General features: G+C 67.5%; 16 protein-coding genes. 5 read left to right on the plus strand and 11 right to left on the minus strand.

From position 1 onward, the window contains the following. The 4 genes from rpsI to erpA form a co-directional block, all read left to right on the plus strand. On the plus strand, window positions 1–165 hold a 165-nt coding region (gene rpsI / locus V6M63_RS11595), incomplete at its 5' end, for a 30S ribosomal protein S9 (RefSeq protein ID WP_332742273.1). A 101-nt stretch (window positions 166–266) separates the two neighbouring features. Beyond that, window positions 267–974, plus strand: a complete 708-nt coding sequence (locus V6M63_RS11600) for a DUF6776 family protein (RefSeq protein ID WP_332741927.1) — start codon at window positions 267–269, stop codon at window positions 972–974. 29 nt (window positions 975–1,003) lie between these two features. Beyond that, on the plus strand, window positions 1,004–1,402 hold the full coding sequence (locus V6M63_RS11605) for a bactofilin family protein (protein WP_332741929.1): 399 nt from the start codon (window positions 1,004–1,006) through the stop codon (window positions 1,400–1,402). A gap of 112 nt (window positions 1,403–1,514) precedes the next feature. Next, window positions 1,515–1,880 (plus strand): iron-sulfur cluster insertion protein ErpA, encoded by a 366-nt coding sequence (erpA, locus tag V6M63_RS11610; RefSeq protein WP_056267778.1) that lies wholly within the window; start codon window positions 1,515–1,517, stop codon window positions 1,878–1,880. 72 nt (window positions 1,881–1,952) lie between these two features. Here erpA and V6M63_RS11615 read toward each other — a convergent pair whose 3' ends face one another. Then, window positions 1,953–3,308, minus strand: coding sequence for a M23 family metallopeptidase (locus tag V6M63_RS11615; RefSeq protein ID WP_332741932.1), 1,356 nt, complete (start codon window positions 3,306–3,308; stop codon window positions 1,953–1,955). 200 nt (window positions 3,309–3,508) lie between these two features. Here V6M63_RS11615 and tyrS point away from each other — a divergent pair, with 200 nt between their 5' ends. Beyond that, the gene (tyrS, locus tag V6M63_RS11620) at window positions 3,509–4,771 is read left to right on the plus strand and encodes a tyrosine--tRNA ligase (protein ID WP_332741934.1); all 1,263 of its coding nucleotides are present in this window, start codon (window positions 3,509–3,511) and stop codon (window positions 4,769–4,771) included. A 206-nt stretch (window positions 4,772–4,977) separates the two neighbouring features. Here tyrS and V6M63_RS11625 read toward each other — a convergent pair whose 3' ends face one another. The 10 genes from V6M63_RS11625 to glgB form a co-directional block, all read right to left on the minus strand. Beyond that, window positions 4,978–5,658 carry an ankyrin repeat domain-containing protein gene (locus tag V6M63_RS11625; RefSeq protein ID WP_332741936.1) on the minus strand — a complete coding sequence of 227 codons (681 nt, stop codon included), beginning with the start codon at window positions 5,656–5,658 and terminating at the stop codon, window positions 4,978–4,980. Next, window positions 5,655–6,146, minus strand: a complete 492-nt coding sequence (locus tag V6M63_RS11630; RefSeq protein ID WP_332741938.1) for a GlcG/HbpS family heme-binding protein — start codon at window positions 6,144–6,146, stop codon at window positions 5,655–5,657. Before V6M63_RS11630 ends, V6M63_RS11625 begins: the two co-directional genes overlap by 4 nt. Before the next feature lie 104 nt (window positions 6,147–6,250). Next, entirely contained in the window at window positions 6,251–6,892 is a 642-nt protein-coding gene (locus V6M63_RS11635) for a response regulator transcription factor (protein ID WP_332741940.1), read from the minus strand. 61 nt (window positions 6,893–6,953) lie between these two features. Continuing rightward, window positions 6,954–8,420: a sensor histidine kinase gene (locus V6M63_RS11640; protein WP_332741942.1), complete on the minus strand. Its 1,467-nt coding sequence runs from the start codon at window positions 8,418–8,420 to the stop codon at window positions 6,954–6,956. A 36-nt stretch (window positions 8,421–8,456) separates the two neighbouring features. Beyond that, on the minus strand, window positions 8,457–10,925 hold the full coding sequence (locus tag V6M63_RS11645) for a glycogen/starch/alpha-glucan phosphorylase (protein WP_332741944.1): 2,469 nt from the start codon (window positions 10,923–10,925) through the stop codon (window positions 8,457–8,459). 56 nt (window positions 10,926–10,981) lie between these two features. After that, window positions 10,982–12,502, minus strand: coding sequence for a glycogen synthase GlgA (gene glgA / locus V6M63_RS11650; protein ID WP_332741946.1), 1,521 nt, complete (start codon window positions 12,500–12,502; stop codon window positions 10,982–10,984). Further along, on the minus strand, window positions 12,499–13,758 hold the full coding sequence (gene glgC / locus V6M63_RS11655; protein ID WP_332741948.1) for a glucose-1-phosphate adenylyltransferase: 1,260 nt from the start codon (window positions 13,756–13,758) through the stop codon (window positions 12,499–12,501). The genes glgA and glgC overlap by 4 nt, the downstream gene beginning before the upstream one ends. A gap of 95 nt (window positions 13,759–13,853) precedes the next feature. Next, a complete protein-coding gene (gene malQ, locus V6M63_RS11660; protein ID WP_332741950.1) occupies window positions 13,854–15,359 on the minus strand; it encodes a 4-alpha-glucanotransferase in 1,506 nt (501 codons plus the stop codon). Next, entirely contained in the window at window positions 15,356–17,512 is a 2,157-nt protein-coding gene (gene glgX, locus V6M63_RS11665) for a glycogen debranching protein GlgX (RefSeq protein WP_332741952.1), read from the minus strand. The genes malQ and glgX overlap by 4 nt, the downstream gene beginning before the upstream one ends. Beyond that, complete coding sequence (glgB, locus tag V6M63_RS11670) at window positions 17,509–19,425, minus strand: 1,4-alpha-glucan branching protein GlgB (protein WP_332741954.1); 1,917 nt, start codon at window positions 19,423–19,425, stop codon at window positions 17,509–17,511. The genes glgX and glgB overlap by 4 nt, the downstream gene beginning before the upstream one ends. Between the last annotated feature and the right edge of the window lie 17 nt (window positions 19,426–19,442).

Here is a 19,442-nt window from a genome sequence, read left to right on the forward strand (position 1 = left end):
GGCGCCGTGCGCCACGGCATCACCCGCGCCCTGATCGACTACGACGCCACGCTCAAGCCGGGCCTGTCGCAAGCCGGTTTCGTGACGCGCGATGCCCGCGAAGTGGAACGGAAAAAAGTCGGTCTGCGCTCTGCGCGCCGTCGCAAGCAGTTCAGCAAACGCTAATCTGTCTGGCCTCAACTGCAAAAGCCGCCTTCAAGTCGAACTTGGGGCGGTTTTTGCTTTCTGGGACTGGGTTGCGTTTGCTTTCATTTTGAAAGGTTTGCATGCGGTTTCGGCTTCTGCGCAGAAAACTCACCGTCAGCGCGCCGCGCATGGCGGTGCGCAGCGCGTTGCCGTGGCCGTTTCGCTGGCTGCTCGGTGCGGTGGTGCTCGGCTTTTCCGGGTCGCTGGCCATGTGGGCGTTCGAGTTTGGTCGCGACATCGCCGGCCTGGATCGAGCGTCCAAACAGGAGCTCACCCAGCTGCGTTCCGAAGTGCAAGCCTTGCGTGTCGAACTGCTCAATGCCCAGTCGGTGGCCAACACCTCCGAGAGCCTGCTCACCACCGAGCGCAGCCTGCAGGAACAGCTGGCCATGCGCATCCGCCAGCTCGAAGCCGACAATGAGCTGCTGCGCACCGATCTCGGTTTCTTCGAGCGTCTGATCCCGGGTTCGGGCGGAGACACCTTGAGCATTCGCAGTCTGCAGGCCGAGCGCGTGTCCGACACCCAGTGGCGGTGGCAGGCACTCATGATGCAAGCCACCAAGAATGCGCCCGACTTCAAGGGGGCACTGGCCATCACTTTCACCGGCACGCTTGACGGCAAGCCCTGGTCGCTGGCGCAGGCGCCCGTGCCACAGCCCGTGCTGATCAAAGGCTATCTGCGACTCGAAGGCATCGTCGACGTGCCCGCGCAGGCCATGGTAAAAAACGTGACGGCCAAGATCCTTCAAGGAAGCTTGGTGCGGTCGGTGCAAACATTCCAGCTGTGACAGCAGCGATACGTCGTTTGGAGAAACCCATGTTCGGCAAGAAGAAACAACCCCCCATCAAGAGCCTGATCGCCCAGGGCACGCGCATCGAGGGCAACGTCTTGTTCCACGACGGGCTGCGTGTCGATGGCGAAGTGGTCGGTGATATCCGCGCCAGCGACGAACACCCCAGCATTCTGGTGATCAGCGAGGTGGCGGTGATCACCGGCCAGATCCTGGCCGATCATGTGATCATCAATGGCCACGTCAAGGGCCCGGTGCAGGCGTTCGAACTGCTGGAGCTGCAGCCCAAGGCGCGTATCGAGGGTGACGTGTCGTACAAGGCGCTTGAAATGCACCAGGGCGCCACCATCACCGGCCAGCTCAAGCCCATGGTCGGCGGTGTGGAGGACAAACCCACACTGAAACTGGCGGCAAACAACGGCTGAGCGCATTCCCGAGCGATTTGATTTAGTATCTTTCTTATTCCCGGAGCGCAATGCGCCCGGTCTTCTCTCAGTGAACCTGCTCAAGGTCCACACATCTCCAAGAGGTCATCCCATGAGTGCAGTGGCAGAAAACATCCAGACTGAAATGCCGGCGCCGCTGGTGTTCACCGACAGCGCCGCCGCCAAAGTGGCGGAGTTGGTGGCTGAAGAAGGCAACCCCGATCTGAAGCTGCGCGTGTTCGTGCAGGGCGGCGGATGCTCCGGTTTCCAGTACGGTTTCACCTTCGACGAAGTGACCAACGAAGACGACACCACCATGACCAAAAATGGTGTGTCGCTGTTGATCGACGCCATGAGCTACCAGTACCTGGTGGGCGCCGAGATCGACTACAAGGAAGACTTGGAAGGCGCGCAGTTCGTGATCAAGAACCCCAACGCCAACAGCACCTGCGGTTGCGGATCCAGCTTCAGCGTCTGATTCGCCGAAGCGTTCGCGCCAACAAAAAGGGGAGCTTGAAGCTCCCCTTTTTGTTGTCTGCCTGTTGCTGGCTTATTCGGCGCTGGCCTGCTGAACGCTGGTTGCGGCGTTGAGTTGTACCCGTTGCAGTTGGGCCACGGCATCGAAGCGGGCACGGGCCGACGGGTTGATCGGAATGGACTCGCTCTGGCGAGCGATGGCCAGTGGATCTTGATGAACGCCGTTGTCGCGGAACTCGAAGTGCAGGTGTGGGCCGGTGGATGCACCGGTGGAACCCACGGCGCCAATCCAGTCGCCCTGGCTGACCTTCTGGCCCTGGCGCACGCCAATGCGGCTGAGGTGGGCGAATACCGTCATCTGGTTGCTGCGGTGGCGAATGTAGATCACGTTGCCATAGCCGCGCTGCACGCCGGCGAACTCGACCACGCCGTCGCCGATGGTGCGCACGGGCGTGCCGGTGGGCGCGGCGTAGTCCACGCCCATGTGGGCTCTGCGCCCTCCGGTGATGGGGTGAAAGCGCATGCCATAACCACTGCTCACACGGGAGAACTCCAGCGGGGAAGACAGGTAGAACTTGCGTGAGCTCTCGCCGTTGAAGCCATAGTAGGCGCCGCGCTGGCCGGGCTCTTCAAACCACACGCCTTCGTACTTGCGGCCGTTGTTGACGAACTCGGCGCTGAGCACGCGCCCGGTGCGCATGCTCTCGCCATCGGCCTCCAGGCTTTCATAGACCACGCTGAAGCGGTCGCCCTGGCGCAGGTCGCGGCGGAAGTCGATGTCGCTGGAGAACATTTCGGCCAACTGCACGGCGACTGGGTCGGGGATGTCGGCCGCGTCGGTGGCGGCGAACAGGGAGCTGCGGATCACGCCACTGGCCAGGCGGGCCGACGCGGTGAGGTCGCCGGTTTCGAGCCGTGACTTGAAGCCCTGCGGGCTGTTCTCGATCACCAGGCGGGAGAACTTGCGGTCGTCGCCGGCGAGCCAGCGCGAGGTCAGGCGTTGCAGTTCCTGGCGGTCGTTGGTTTCAACGCTCACCAGGCGGCCAGCGCGGCCTTGCAGCAACTGGCGGGCCGTGGGGTCGTTGCGCAGGAAACCCTGAGCTTCGGAGTCGACAACGCCCAGACGCTGCAACAGGCTTTGCGCCGTGTCGTCGCGCCGCGTCATTTCGCTGCGGAACAGCACGAAGTCGGTGGCGGGGGCACCGAGCAGGCTGGCGGAAGCGAACGTGGAGGGGTCAAGGGTTTCGACGATCTGGCGCACGGGGAGGTTGGCGGCGTCGGGTGCGAGCGGCGCGATGCCGAAGGCGGTGACGCCGGTGCCCAGCAGCAAGGCGCCGATGCCGCCCATGATGCGGCGGGGGTGCCTGGCGAGGCTTTGACGGGTGGCGTCGGTGACCTGGGTCAGCGAGTGGAGCAGCGAGCGGATCAAAATCGGTGTTTCCTGGAAAGAGTTCCAACGGTCTGTTGGATGGCACACACAGGCTGACAGGCCCAGTCGGAACAAGTTCACACGAATTGTGCCGGGGCGATGAGCTGGGTCTGAGATGTGCAAAAAACGCGCCAACTAAAATCCGTCACTCGGCGCGAAGTATAGCCAGCGCCATGTAGCCCGCATCTGAGAAAACGCTAATGAAACCCAGCATACAAGAAGCACAAAGTACTCACCAGAACCCTCCCGTTGAGAGCGTACTGACAGACGGTGTGAAAAATGCCTTGAGCGTGACACTCAGGGGGTGCGAAGAATTGATCCCCCAGGCCGACTGGATCAAAAAATTGTCACAGTCGGAGAAGAGCGGTCAGCCCTTGCGCATCAAGTTGGGGCTGGACCCGACGGCGCCGGACATCCACATCGGCCACACGGTGGTGCTCAACAAGATGCGCCAGTTGCAGGACCTGGGGCACCAGGTGATCTTCCTCATCGGTGATTTCACCAGCCTGATCGGCGACCCCTCGGGCCGCAACAACACCCGCCCACCGCTGACCACCGAGCAGATCCAGGCCAACGCCGAGACCTACTACAGGCAGGCCAGCCTGGTGCTGGATCCGGCGCGCACCGAGATTCGCTACAACAGCGAATGGAGCCTGCCGCTGGGCTCGATGGGCATGATCCAGCTGGCGGCCAAGTACACGGTGGCGCGCATGATGGAGCGCAACGACTTCCACGACCGTTTCAAGGCCGGCACGCCGATCAGCGTGCACGAGTTCCTGTACCCGCTGATGCAGGGCTACGACTCGGTGGCGCTCAAGAGCGACCTCGAACTCGGCGGCACCGACCAGAAGTTCAACCTGCTGATGGGCCGCCACCTTCAGGCCGAATATGGCCAGGAGCCGCAATGCATCCTGACGATGCCGCTGCTCGAAGGTCTCGACGGCGTGGAGAAGATGTCGAAGAGCAAGAACAACTACATCGGCATCACCGAACCCGCGAACTCGATGTTCGCCAAGGTGCTGAGCATTTCCGACACGCTGATGTGGCGCTGGTACACGCTGCTGTCGTTCCAGTCGCTGGAGCACATTGAAGCTTTGAAGCAGGCCATTGCCCAGGGCGCGAATCCGAAGGACGCCAAGGTGGCGCTGGCCAAGGAAATCACCACACGTTTTCACAGCAAGGCCGCGGCCGATGCGGCCGAGCAGGACTTCATCAACCGCAGCAAGGGCGGTGTGCCGGACGAGATCCCCGAGGTGTCCTTGTCGGGTGCGCCGCTGGGCATCGGGTCGCTGCTGAAATCGTCGGGCCTGGCGCCTTCCACCAGCGAGGCCAACCGTTTGATCGAGGGTGGTGGTGTGCGTGTGGATGGTGCCGTCATCAGCGACAAGGGCTTGAAGCTGCCTGTCGGAACGTATGTCGTTCAGGTGGGGAAGCGGAAGTTTGCTCGGGTTTCGCTTGCCTGACTTCCGTTTCGTTCATTGACCTCACGGGATCGGAGCGGCACGGCGCTCCGATCTGATGAGATGTGGGCACACCGACGTTGGCGTGCTGAAATGTTGGCTGCTGGCTGAATCGGGGTGGACGGCGCAGCGAAATCAAGGGGGAGGCGGCCGCAGGCCGACGGAGGACATTCGCGGAGCCGTCCACCCCGGTTCAGCCAGCGAAGAAGCTACCGGCCCCCAGCTTTCTCAAGCATTGAAACCATCGCCGAGTAACCACGCGACCGCGCCAAGGCCAGCGGCGTCTGACCATGCCGATCGGCCAGCTGCAGGTTCGCACCCGCATCGATCAAGGCTTTGAGCGTGGCCTGATGGCGCGCGCCACCGTCACCCAGCACCACGGCTTCGATGGTGGCCGTCCAATGCAGGTTGTTCACATGGTCCAGCGGTGCACCGGCGGTGATCAACTGGCGCACCACGCCGTCGTGCCCCAGATGCGCGGCGGCAATGAGGGCGGTGCCGTCGTAGCGGCTCGTGGTCTGCTTCGCGCTGGCGCCCAGTTGCAGCAGCACACGCAGCGTGTCCTCATCGTCGGCGACTGAGGCGATCGTCACTGCGTCGTAGCGGTCGTTCTCCAGCCGGTTGATGTCAGCGCCCGCCTTCACCAGCGCGCGCACCGCCTCGCGTTGGCGCGCGAACGTGGCCACGTGCAGCGGTGTGCGTCCGTGCGTGTCGGTGGCATTCACCGCTGCGCCGCCCGCCACCAGGCGCGCGATCTTTGCTGCATCCCCTTGGTGGGCCGCTGCGTGCAACCCGGTGTAGGTCGCCGCTTCGGTCGCGCTGGGTGCGACCTGGGCTTGAACAGTTGCACCAGTGAACGCCAGTGCAAGAACCCACAGCAGCGTCTTCATTTCAGCAGCTCTGCAACCTTGGCAATGCCCGCGTTCGCGCACTGCTCGTCCAGATGACCACCGGGTGCACCACCCACACCCACCGCGCCGACGACCTCGTTGCCCACCTTCACCGGCACGCCGCCGCCCAGCACCAGGAAACCCGGAATGTCCACCAGCGTCGCGGCACCGGGGTTCTTCTGCACGTTCTCCAGCATGGCGGCAGTGGTGTTGCGCGCCGAGGCCGAGGTGTAGGCCTTGCCTTGCGCGGCGGCCACGGTGTGCGGTCCGGCGTTGTCGGCGCGCTGCAGGGCCCGCAGGGTGCCGGCGCGGTCCACCACGGCGGCCGTCACGTTGTAGCCGCCGGCGCTGCACGACGCAACGGTGGCGGCGGCGATCTGGTTGGCCAGGTCCAATGACATGTTTTTCTCCACGCGCACGGCCTGAGCGCTGGCGACGGTGGCCATGAAGGACAGGGCGAGGAAGGACGTTTTTGCAGGGAAGGTCATGGTGTTCTCCGGTGGTGTTGAACGGTTCGATCAACCGTGGGAGAACTGTAGAAATCCGCGCGGCAAACCGCCATTCGGAAGGCTACGCGCGGCCCTCCGTAGAACTACGCGGTGCCGTTGGCGCCATCCGCGTCAACCAGCGCGGCGTAGTGGCGGATCAGCTGTGCCAGCGACGGCGCCTGCAGCTTGGCAAACAGGTTGGCGCGGTGGGTTTCCACCGTGCGCGGCGAGAGGCCCAGCGCGCGGCCGATCTCCTTGTTGGTCAAGCCCTCGACGATCAGGCCCAGCACCTCGCGCTCGCGCTCGGAGAGTTGCGCATAGCGCTCACGCGCCGCGCGGTCGGCCTGGTGGCGCTGGCGCGAGCGCACATGTTGGCGCACAGCGTTCTGCAGCGCTTCGAGCAAGGCCTCGTCGTTCACCGGCTTTTCGAGGAACTCGGCCGCTCCGGCCTTGAAGGCGCGGCGGCACATGTCCACCGTGCCGTGGCCGGTGAGCATGATCACCGGCTGGTCCACGCCCTGCGCCACCAGCGTGTCAAGCACGCTCAGGCCGCTGATGCCGGGCATGCGCACGTCGAGCACGATGGCGCCGATGGCCTCGCGGTCGAAGGTGTTCAGGAAGGCCTGCGGGTCGCTCCACGGCTGCACGCGCAAGCCCACCGTGCCGATCAGCAGGGCCAGGCTGTCGCGCACCGCCTGGTCGTCGTCGATCAGGTGCACGGTGGGGGAGAGGATGTCCATGCTCATGGGCATACCTCCGTGCTGCGCGCTGCGGTGCGAGCATGCTTGGGGCGGCCCGGCGCGGTGCTCATGCCTGTCCGATGGCGAGGGGCAAGCGCAATCGGAACACCGCGCCACCGGTGGCTGCGTTGGCGGCCGAGAGCGAGCCACCCATGCCGCTGGCCAGCGTCTCGCACAGGCTAAGCCCCAGGCCCAGGCCGCCTTCGCGCGTGGAGAAGAACGGCTCGAACAGGCGCGGCAACACCTCGGGCGCGATGCCTGGTCCGCTGTCAGCCACCGCGAGTTCGCCCAATCCATCGACCGTGCGCAGGGTGAGCGTGAGCCGGCGCTGCGCAGCGGGCACTTGTTCCAGCGCCTGCAGCGCGTTGACGATCAGGTTGTGCACGATCTGGTCGAGCGCCACCGGATCGGCCATCACGTCGAGCGCGGGCGCACTGTCCAACGCCGGCGTCACACCCCGGCGCTGGCACTCGGGTTCCAGCAGATGGAGCGCGCGGCGCACGGCGTCCACCGCATCGATGGACTGGCGCTGTCCGCCGCTGTCGGGTCGCTCCACCGCGCGGCGCAGCCGGCCCACCACCTCGGCGGCACGGCGGGCCTGCGCCGCGGCCTGCGCCATGGCAGCGCGCGCGGTGGCCAGTTCGGGAGGGTCGTCGTCCAGCAGGCGCTGCGCGGCCTGGGTGTTGGCCAGCACCGCGGTCAGGGGTTGGTTGAGTTCGTGTGCCATGCCGGCGGCGAGTTCGCCCAGCGTGTTCAGCCGCGCCACCTGGCCCAGACGCAGCAGCTCTTCGGCGCGGCGGCGCGCCATGCGCTGGCGCTGCAGCTGCCGCACCGCCAACAGCGATGCGGCCACCGCGAGCGTCCAGGCCAGCATGCGGGCCCAGGGCCATTGGCGCCAACCCACGGTCTGGGTGGCGACCACGTCGAAAGGCTGGCTCTCGGCGGCCACCACCTTGTGGAATTCGAAACGCGAACCTGCCTGAAGCCGCCCGGGCTGGATCGGGTGGTGTTGTCCCGCCAGCACCAGCTCGACCCGCACGGTGCTCGTCTGTGCGGCCATCGGCCACTCGGCCCACGGTACCAGTGACTGCAGGTCGATGGTGAGCGCGTAGCTGGCGGGCTCCGAGGCGAGCACCAGACGGTAGCGGCCGCTCTGCAGGTCCAGCGGCGCGAGCGCGGCGCGGCCGCTCTGGCGCGACAGGCGTTCGGCCTCGGCCAGCCCGGGGTCGGTCCACGGGGTGGTGGCGTCGCTGCGTTGCACCGAGAGGATGCGCGGGTAGAGCGCGGGCAGGCGCTGCTCGGGTGAACCGGCGCCGGGTGCGGCGGGCGCGGGCTGCAGCAGTGCCAGCGTGGCCAATATCGCGTCGTGCTGCACCACCTGCTGGCTCAATAGCCGGTGCACGATGCGTGCGTCGGTCTCGAACAGTGCGCGCTGCTGAGCGAGCGACTGGCGCGCGATGGCGGCCGCGCCGGCCAGGGCGATCACCGCCCCGCCGACCACCCACCACCACGAGAAACGCCAGGGCTGCCGCATGCGGCGGATTCTGGCACGCGCCCTGCGCGCAAAGGCTCAGGGGAACAGCGGCTTGACGTTCCAGATCTCGTCGGCGTATTCGCGGATGGTGCGGTCCGACGAAAAAGCGCCCATGCCGGCCACGTTCATGATGGCGTGGCGCGTCCATTCGCCCGGGTTGCGGTAGAGCGCATCGACCTTGTGCTGCGTGGCCAGGTAGTCGGTGTAGTCGGCCAGCAGCAGGTAGTAGTCGGACTCCAGCAGCGTGCGCGTGATGTCGTGGAAACGCGCGGGCTCCTCGGGGCTGAAGGCGCCCTCGGCGATGCGGTCGATGGCGGTCTTGAGGTCGTAGTTGTGGTCGTAGTAGCGGCGCGGGTTGTAGCCGCTGGCGCGCAACGCCGCCACCTGCTCGGTGCGGTGGCCGAAGATGAAGATGTGCTCCAGCCCCACGTGTTCGGCGATCTCGATGTTGGCGCCGTCCCAGGTGCCGATGGTGAGTGCGCCGTTGAGCGCGAACTTCATGTTGCCGGTGCCCGAGGCCTCGGTGCCGGCGGTGGAGATCTGCTCGGAGAGATCGGCCGCGGGGATGATCACCTCGGCCAGCGACACGCGGTAGTTGGGGATGAACACCACCTTGAGCTTGTCGCCGATGCGCTTGTCGTGGTTGACCACACGCGCCACGTCGTTGATGAGCTTGATCACCAGCTTGGCCATGAAATAGGCCGAAGCCGCCTTGCCGGCAAACACCACCGTGCGCGGCACCCAATCGGCGTGCGGGTGCGCCAGGATCTGCTGGTAGCGCGTGACCACGTGCAGCACGTTGAGCAGCTGGCGCTTGTACTCGTGCATGCGCTTGATCTGCACGTCGAACAGACTGGCCGGGTTCACGATCACGCCGGTTTCGGCGGCGATGCGCTCGGCCAGCCGGTGTTTGTTCCGCGCCTTGGCGTCCTGGAAGGCGCTGACGAATTCGGGGTCGGTGGCCAGCGGGCGCAGCTGTTCGAGCTCATCCAGATTGCGCCGCCAGGTGGTGCCGATGCGCGCGTCGATCAGGCTCGCCAGTGGCCGGTTGGCCTGCGAAAGCCAGCGCCGTGGCGTGATGCCGTTGGTCTTGTTGCAGAAGCGCTCGGGGTAGAGCCGCGCGAAGTCGGCAAAGATGGTCTGCACCATCAGCTGGCTGTGCAGGGCCGACACGCCGTTGACCTTGTGGCTGGCCAGCACCGAGAGGTAGGCCATGCGCACGCGGCGCTGGCCGCGTTCGTCGATCAGCGACACCCGGCGCAGCAGGTCGTTTTCACCGGGGAAGCGCTCGTGCACCTCGGCCAGGAAGATCGCGTTGAGGTCGTAAATGATGCGCAGGTGGCGCGGCAGCAGGCGGCCCAGCAACTCCACCGGCCAGGTCTCCAGCGCTTCCTGCATCAGCGTGTGGTTGGTGTAGCTGAACACACGCCTGCAGATGTCCCAGGCGGTGTCCCACTCCAGGCTCTGCTCGTCGACCAGCAGGCGCATGAGCTCGGGCACGGCCAGCGCGGGGTGGGTGTCGTTGAGGTGGATCGCCACACGGTCGGCGAACAGCGCGAAGTCGCCCTGGTGCTTGAGGAAGCGGCGCACGATGTCCTGCAGCGAGGCGCTGACGAAGAAATACTCCTGGCGCAGTCGCAGCTCTTTGCCATGCTCGGTGCTGTCGTCGGGGTAGAGCACGCGCGAGACGTTTTCCGACTCGTTCTTGGCTTCCACCGCGCGCATGTAATCGCCCTTGTTGAAGGCGTCGAGGTTGATGCCGCTGGTGGCGCGTGCGGTCCACAGCCGCATGGTGGCCACGCTGCTGAGTTCGTGGCCGGGCACGCCGGAGTCGTACGCGGTGGCGATCACGTCGTCGGTCTCGATCCAGCGCACCTGCTCGTCGGTCTGCACCAGGCGCCCGCCGAACTGCACCGTGTAGCTGAACTCGGGGCGCATGAACTCCCAGGGGTTGCCATTCACCAGCCAGTAGTCGGGTTCTTCGATCTGGCGGCCGTCGACGATGCGCTGCGCGAACATGCCGTAGTCGTAGCGGATGCCGTAGCCCATGCCGGGGATGCCCAAGGTGGCCATGGAGTCGAGGAAACAGGCGGCGAGCCGTCCGAGGCCGCCGTTGCCCAGGCCGGCATCGGTTTCCAGGTCGATCAGCGCGTCGAAGTCCACACCGAGCTGGGTGCAGGCGGTGCGGGCCTCGTCGAGGATGCCCACCGACAGCAGGGCGTTGGTCAGCGCGCGCCCGGTGAGGAACTCCATCGACAGGTAGTAGACGCGCTTGGCGTCGCTGTCCTGCGAGGTGGCCAGGGTCTCGCGCCAGCGGTGCATCATGCGGTCGCGCACGGCGTGGAACAGGGCGAAGAGCCAGTCGCGCCGGGTGGCCGAGCGCGGGTCGCGGCCGACCGAGTAGATCAACCGGTTGGCGATGGATTTGCGCAAGGCGTCCACGCCGTTGTCCAGGTGGTCGTATTCGAACGGGACGGGTTCGAGGGTGGGCTGCGTGTTGGGCATGGCGTTGGGGCGTTCGTTGGGGTGCGGAAGGGCAATAGCAATAAACGTGCAGGCGCTCAGGTGATGGTCGACGCCGGCATGACCGAGGCATAGACCCGCAGGTAGTCGCTGGCCGCATGATCCCAGCCGAAGCGCAGCGACATGGCGTGGCGCTGCACCGCACGCCAGTCGGCAGGACGGCGCTGCAGCGCAAAGGCGCGGCGCATGGCCGAGAGCAAGCCGCTCACATCCAGCTCGTGGAAGACGAAACCGCTGGCGCTGCCGTCGTCCAGATTCTCCAGGCTGCAGTCGACCACGGTGTCGGCCAGCCCGCCGACGGCGCGCACCAAGGGCAGCGTGCCGTAGCGCAGGCCATAGAGCTGGGTCAGGCCGCAAGGCTCGAATCGAGAGGGCAGCAGGATCACGTCGGCCCCGGCGATGACGCTGTGCGCCAGGGCTTCGTCGTAACCCACGGTGAGCGCCACCTGACCGGGGTGGCGCCGGGCGCAGTCGCGCAGGTCCTGTTCGATGGCCACGTCGCCCGAGCCCAGCACCGCGAGTTGCCCGCCGCGCTGCACCAGTTCGTCCACCACGGCGGACAGCAGGTGCAATCCCTTTTGTTCGGTGAGGCGGCTGACCACCGAGAACAGCAGCGCATCGGGCCGGGGCGCCAGACCCATGCGCTGTTGCAGGCGGGCCTTGGCTTGTTCCTTGCCCTGCAGGTGGTCGGCGTCGAAGCCGGGTTGCACCAGCGGGTCGGTCTGCGGGTTCCACACCGCGTCGTCCACACCGTTCAGGATGCCGTGCAGCTGCGCCTGGCGCTGACGCAGCACGCCGTCCAGCCCGCAGCCCTGTTCGGTGCCGGTGATCTCGCGTGCGTAGGTCGGGCTCACGGTGGTGATGGCGTCGCTGTATTTCAGCCCCGCCTTCATGAAGCTGATCTGGCCGTGGAATTCCAGCCCCTGCAGGTGGAAGAGTCCGTCGGGCAGGCCCAGGCGCGGGCGCAGGTCGGCGTTGAACAGGCCCTGGTAAGCCAGGTTGTGCACGGTGAACACGGTGGCCGGCCGGTGCTCGGCGGTGCGCGCGAGTTCGTGCAGGTAGGCGAAGGCCAGGCCGGTGTGCCAGTCGTGGCCATGCACCACATCGGGGAACCAACCGGCATCCAGGCCGGCGCCCAGCAGGGCCGCGGCCCAGCCCAGCCAGGCGAACTGCTCGGCGCTGTCGGGCCAGGCCCGGCCGTGCTCGTCCACGTAGGGGTTGCCGCCGCGCTCGTACAGGCCCGGCGCGTGCAGCAGCCACACCGGCATGCCGCTGTCGGTGATGCGCCCGGCGCGCAGCCACGGCGTGGGGCCGTGGGCGCTGGTGGGTTCTGGACCGAGACCGGTGGGCAAGCCGCTGCTGCCCCCGGCCGGCACCAGCAGGGTGGGGCCCTCGGGCGTGACGCCCGCGACCACACCGGGGAAGGCCGGCAACAACAGGCGCACATCGGCGCCCAGGGCTTGGAGTGCGGGCGGCAGACCGGCGCTGACATCGGCCAGCCCGCCGGTCTTGAGCAGCGGGAAGACTTCGGAGCAGACGTAGAGAACCTTGAGGGTCATTGCATTTTTTCGAGCATTTCTTTGGTGACGAGCACCACGCCGCTGGGAGTGCGGAAGAAACGGCGCGCGTCGTCCGCCGCATCCACGCCGATCTTCATGCCCGGCGGGATCACGCAGCCGTTGTCCACCACCACCTTGTGCAGTTCGCAGCCGCGGCCGATGTCGACCTCGGGCAGGATGACCGACGCTTCGACCGACGCATACGAGTGCACGCGCACGCGCGAAAACAGCACCGAGCGGCGCACCAGCGCGCCCGAGATGATGCAACCGCCCGAGACCAGCGAGTCCACCGCACAGCCGCGGCGGCCGTCGTCGTCGAACACGAATTTGGCTGGCGGCAGTTGCTCCTGGTAGGTCCAGATCGGCCACTCGCGGTCGTACATGTCGAGTTCGGGGATGGTGTTGGTGAGGTCGAGGTTGGCGGCCCAGTAGGCGTCGACCGTGCCCACGTCGCGCCAGTAGGCCGGCGCGTCGGGCGCGCTCTTCACGCACGACATGCCGAACGGGTGCGCCACGGCGTCCCCGGCGGCCACCATGGCCGGGATGATGTCCTTGCCGAAATCGCGGCTGGAGCCAGGGGTGCTCGCATCGCGTTTCAGCGCTTCGAACAGGTGCTCGGTGTTGAACACATACACGCCCATGCTGGCCAGTGCGGTGTCGGGTTTGCCGGGCATGTGGGGCGGCTGGGCCGGTTTCTCCAGGAAGCGCACGACGTTGCGCTCGGCATCGATGTCCATCACGCCGAAGGCGGTGGCTTCGGCCAGCGGCACCTCGATGCAGGCCACGGTGCACTTCTTGCCCAACGCCACGTGGTCGGCGATCAGGGTGGCGTAGTCCATCTTGTAGATGTGGTCGCCCGCGAGCACCAGGATGTACTCCGGCTTGTGCGCGCGCAGGATGTCCAGGTTCTGATAGACCGCGTCGGCCGTGCCGAGGTACCAGCTCTGGTCGTCCATGCGCTGCTGGGCTGGCAGCAGGTCGATGAACTCGTTGAACTCGTTGCGCAGGAAGCTCCAGCCGCGTTGCAGGTGGCGCAGCAGGCTGTGCGACTTGTACTGGGTGAGCACACCGATGCGGCGCACACCCGAGTTCAGGCAGTTGGAGAGCGCGAAGTCGACGATGCGGAACTTGCCGCCGAAGTACACGGCGGGTTTGGCGCGTCGGTCGGTGAGGGCGTGCAGACGCGAGCCGCGTCCGCCCGCCAGCACCAGTGCAATGGTGCGTTTGGCGAGTTGCTGGGGCGATGTCTTTTCCATGCTTGTCTCCGGTGGTGGGGGGCGGGTGCGTCTTGGTGCGCACTGGCTCATTGAAACGGGAATCGTGAAACGCGAACAGGCCAGGCTGTTGCCGTTCAGGGTATTCGGCCGTGCGCACGTGTCATCGCCAGCAGGCGCTCGGCGGGCCGGTGGTCGATCTGGCGCCAGTCGAAGCGCCACTCCCAGCAGCCGGTGGCCCGTCCGGGCGTGTTCATGCGGTGCTTGCCGTCCAGACCCAACACGTCCTGGAACGGCAGCACCAGCGTGTTGGCCACCGACTGCGACAGCGCCGTGATCAGCGTCCAGTGCGGTTCTGTGTCCACCGCGGGGCCCAGGTAGGCGCGCGCGGCGGTCTTGTCGTGCGCAGAGGCGGCGCGCCACCAGCCCAGGGTGGTGTCGTTGTCGTGCGTGCCGGTGTAGACCACGCAGTTGCGCTCCAGGTTGTGCGGGAGGTAGGGGTTGGCCGCGTCGCCACCAAAGGCGAACTGCAGGATGCGCATGCCGGGAAAGCCGCAGGCCAGGCGCAGCGCGGTCACCTCGGGCGTGATCAGGCCCAGGTCTTCCGCGATGATGGCCAGTGGACCCAGCTCCTCCTGCAAGGCCGCGAAGAGCGGCAGGCCCGGGCCGCTCTGCCATTGGCCGGCCACCGCGGTGGGTTCGCTGGCCGGGATTTCCCAGTGCGCCTCGAAGCCGCGGAAGTGGTCCAGCCGCACCACGTCAACCTGCTGGAACAGGTGTGCCACCCGCTCCTTCCACCAGCGGTAGCCGTTCTGTGCCATGACCGGCCAGTTGTAGAGCGGGTTGCCCCAGCGTTGGCCGGTGACGCTGAAGTAGTCGGGCGGCACGCCGGCCACCACGCGAGGTTCGAACGCGTCGTCCAGCAGGAACTGGTTCGCGTGGGCCCACACGTCGGCGCTGTGGTGGGCGACGAAGATGGGTGCATCACCCACGATCTGCACGCCGCGGCTGCGGGCGTACTCGCGCAGCGCTTGCCACTGCACCCAGAAGCGCCACTGCACGAACTGCCAGAAACCCAGCGCCTTGGGCGAATGCTGGCGCACCTCGGCGAGTGCCGCCGGGTCGCGCTGCGCGAGTGGCGTGGGCCACTGCGGCCAACTGCCGATGTGGCGCTCGTGCAGCACCATGAAAAGGGCGTAGTCGTCGAGCCAGTGCGCGTGGTCGGTACGGAAGTCGGCCAGTGCCTCGCGGCAATCGTTGCTGGCGCGCTGGCTGAAGCCCTCCCAGGCCTTGCGCAGGCAGGCCATGCGCCAGGGCGCCACGCGCTCGAAGTCGCAGTGGTGGTGGTCGAAGCCCTGGGTCGGCATCCAGGGCAGCCAGCCCATCTGGACCAGGTCGTCCAGGTCCACCATGAGCGGGCTGCCGGCGAAGGCCGAGACGCTCTGGTAGGGCGAATTGCCCGGGCCCGCCGGTGACAGCGGCAGGATCTGCCACATCGACTGACCGGCCGACGCGAGCCAGTCCACGAAATGGCGCGCGCCGATGCCGAGGTCGCCCGAGCCGTTGGGGCCGGGCAGGCTGGTGATGTGCAGCAGCACGCCGCTGGTGCGGCGCGACAGATGAGGGTGGACGGCGGTGTTCATGGCAGGCCCGGGGGTTTGCCATCGGGTGCATGCAAGCCCTGGACCAGCACCCACATGCCGGCTTCATGCAGCGGCAGCCGGCCGGTGACCGTGTCAGGGGCCTGGCCGGGCGGCGCCACCAGCGCGCGGGCGCTGTCCATCAGCACGCCCCAGTCGCCGGGCGGCAGCGTGAGTTGGCAGTGGCCGTGGGCGGCGTGCCAGACCAGGAGCAGGCGCTCATGGGGCGGGGCGTCGCCGTCACCCACGGTGATCAGGGCCGTGAGCGTGTGGCGATCGCGCGCTCGCCAGGCGTCGGGTCGCATGGGCTGCCCGTCGGTGTCGAGCCAGGCGATGTCGGGCTCGTGGCCAACGCCTTCGAACCAGCGCGCGTGGCGCAGGCCGGGGTGCTCCCGCCGGCGTGCGGCAAGACCGGCGACGAAGCCGGCGAGTTCGGTGTCGGTGTTCGCCCAGTCGAGCCAGGTGGTCTCGTTGTCCTGGCAGTAGCTGTTGTTGTTGCCGTGCTGGCTGTGGCCGAGTTCGTCGCCGGCCAGCAGCTGTGGCGTGCCTTGCGCGCAGAACAGCGTGGCCAACAGGGCGCGGCGCCACAGGCCACGGCGGTGCAGCACCACGGGGTCGACGGTCGCGCCCTCCGTGCCTCCGTTGGCGCTGAGGTTGTGGCCGTGGCCGTCGCGGTTGTTTTCCCCGTTGGCGGCGTTGTGCTTGTGCTGGTAGGCGGTGAGGTCGGCCAGGGTGAAGCCGTCGTGCGCGGTCACCATGTTCACGCTGGCGGTGGGCAGGCGGCCGCGCCGGTTGAACAGATCGCCGCTGGCGCACACGCGCGTGGCGAGTTCGCCGCGCGTGCCGTGGTGGCCGAGCCAGAAGGCGCGCACGCCGTCGCGGAAGCGGTCGTTCCACTCCAGCCAGCCGGCTTCGAAGCCACCCGTGTGATGACCGCCAGGCCCCACGTCCCAGGGCTCGGCGATCAGGCGCACGCCGCGCAGCACCGGGTCTTGCGCCATCGCGTTCAGCAAGGCACTGCGCGGGTTGAAGGCGTGGCCGAGTGCGGCGTCGCGGCCCAGCGAGACCGCGAGGTCAAAGCGGAAACCGTCCACACCGAAGGCCTGCACCCACCAGCGCAGGCTGTCCATCACCCACTGCAACACGCGCGGTTCGCTGAACGCCAGGCTGTTGCCGGTGCCGCTGAAGTTGTGCGGCACGCCGTGTTCACCCATGGCGTACCAGCGGTTCTGGCCCAGGCCGCGCCAGGCGAGGGTGGGGCCGTTGAGATCGCTCTCGGCCGTGTGGTTGAAGACCACGTCGAGCACCACTTCGATGCCCGCGCGGTGCAGCGTGTCGACCATGTGGCGGAACTCGGCGCGCACGGCGGGGGTGTCGTCGGCGCCGGCCGCGGCGTAGGCCGGCTCGGGCGCGAACACGTTGAGCGTGTTGTAGCCCCAGTGGTTGCTGAGACCACGTTCGATCAGGTGGCGTTCGCTGATGTGCTGGTGCACCGGCAGCAGGCACACGGTGGTGATGCCCAGGCGCTGCAGGTGCTGCACCACGGCGGGGTGGGCCAGCCCCCGGTAGGTGCCGCGCTCGGCCTCGGTCACCTCGGGGTGCAGGCGGGTGAGGGCTTTCACATGCGCCTCGTAGATCACCACACGGTCGCCTGCGATGGCTGGGCCGGGCACCATTTCCAAGCCGGCGGCCAGTTCGGCCTGCGCATCCACCACCACGCAGCGCGGCATGTGGGCGGCGTTGTCGGTCGGGTCGGGCTGGTGCTCGCTCCAGGCCTGCGTGGGGTGCAGCGGGTCGGCGCAGGCGTGACCGGTCTGCAGGGCCAGCCGTTCGGTGTCGCCCACCAGGGCCAGTGCCCAGGGGTCGAGCAGCAGGTGCGTGGGGTTGAAGCGGTGGCCGGCTTCGGGCTGCCACGGGCCGCTGGCGCGCAGGCCGTAGCGCTGGCCTGCGGTCAAGCCGGGCACGAAGGCCGCCCACACGCCGTCGCCGGCGGGCTGCAGTGCCACGCGGCGGTGCTCGGCGGCTGCGCCGGCTTCGAACAGGCAGACATCCACGCCATGGGCATCGGGCGCCCAGACCGAGAAGTGCACGCCGTCCTCGCCACCCTGGTGGCAGAGATGCGCACCCAGCGCAGGAGTGCCGCAGGAGGGGGTCATGTCCCGGGTTGGAGCCACAGCACCGCGAGGGGGGGCAAGGTGAAGTTCGCCGACCAGCGCTGGCCGTGCTGCGCCAGGTCTTCGGCCAGCACGCGGCCGTGGTTGCCCACGTTGCTGCCGCCGTAGTGGCTGGAGTCGGTGTTGAGCCGCTCGTGCCAGTCCCCACCGTGCGGCAGGCCCACGCGGTAGCCGTGTCTCACCATGGGGGTGAGGTTGGCCACCACCACCACCGTGTCTTCGAGCGCGTGGCCGTAGCGCGCGAAGGCGAGCACGGAGTGGTCGGCGTCGTCCGCCACCAGCCACTGGAAGCTGTAGGGGTCGGTGTCGCGCGCGTGCAGGGCCGGCGCGCTGCGGTAGATGTGGTTGAGGTCGCGCACCAGGTGCTGCACGCCGGCGTGCGCCGGGTCTTTCAGCAGCTGCCAGGGCAGCTCGGCGTCGTGGTCCCACTCGGTGGGCGGGGCCAGCTCGGCCCCCATGAAGAGCAGCTTCTTGCCCGGGTGGGCGTACATCCAGGCGTACAGCGCGCGCAGGTTGGCCAGCTGTTGCCAGCGGTCGCCGGCCATCTTGGTCAGCAGGGAGCCCTTGCCGTGCACCACCTCGTCGTGCGAGAGCGGCAGCACGTAGTCTTCGGTGTGCGCGTACATCATCGCGAAGGTCAGCTTGTTGTGGTGCCAGCGCCGGTGGATCGGATCGAGCGCGAAGTACGACAGGGTGTCGTGCATCCAGCCCATGTTCCATTTGTGGTCGAAGCCCAGCCCGCCCTCGGCCACGGGTCCGGTCACGTGCGGAAACGCGGTGGATTCTTCGGCGTAGGTGGTGGCGCGCGGTGCTTCCTGCTGCAGCACCTCGTGCACCTCGCGCAGGAAGGCAATGGCCTCGTAGTTCTCGCGCCCCCCGTGTTCGTTGGGCACCCACTCGCCGGCCGGGCGGCTGTAGTCGCGGTAGAGCATGGAGGCCACCGCGTCCACGCGCAGGCCGTCGATGCCGTACTGCTCGACCCAGAACAGCGCGTTGCCGACCAGGAAGTTGCGCACCTCGAAGCGGCCGAAGTTGTAGATGAGGGTGTTCCAGTCGCGGTGCAAACCTTCGCGCGGGTCGGCGTGTTCATACAGCGCCGTGCCGTCGAAGCGGGCCAGCGCGTGTTCGTCGGTGGGGAAGTGGGCGGGCACCCAGTCCAGGATGATCTTGAGCCCGGCGGCGTGCGCGGCCTGCACGAAGCGCCGAAACGATTCGGGCGAGCCGTGGCGCGCGGTGGGCGCATACAGACCGGTGGGCTGGTAGCCCCACGAAGCGTAGAACGGGTGTTCGCTCACCGGCATCAGCTCCAGGTGGGTGAAGCCCATGTCCACTGCGTAGGGCACGAGGTGGCTGGTCAGGTCGTCCCAGGTGGGCACGGTGTGCGGCCCGTCGGGGCGGCGCCACGAACCGGCGTGTACTTCGTAGATGGCCATGGGGACGGCGGGGCGCTCGTGGGCCGCGCCACCTCGGTCCGCGGGTGGCCGCAGGGGCTCGCACACGCGGGCCGCGTTGCCCGGCGGCAGCTCGGTCTCGCGGGCGTAAGGGTCGGTCTTGAAGACGTGGCGGCCGTCGCTGCCCTGCATGTCGAACTTGTACCAGTCGCCCACCGCAGCGCCGGGCACGAACAGCTCCCACACGCCGCACTCGGGGCGCAGGCGCATGGGCTGCGCGCGCCACTGGTTGAAGTCGCCCACCAGCGCGACGAGCCGCGCGTGTGGCGCCCAGACAGCGAACGCGGTGCCCGCCTGCCCGTCCAGCGTGGTGGCGTGGGCGCCGAGCTTCTGCCAGGGGCGCAGGTGCTTGCCCTCGGCCAGCAGCCAGACATCGGTCTCGCCGAGCCAGAAGCTGGGGGAGGTGGGGGCTGCGGTGCGGGGTGGGGGCGGCGTTGGGGTCATGTTCGCTGTGCGTCGTT

The organism is Hydrogenophaga sp. (assembly GCF_036675665.1).
Lineage (GTDB): Bacteria > Pseudomonadota > Gammaproteobacteria > Burkholderiales > Burkholderiaceae_C > Hydrogenophaga.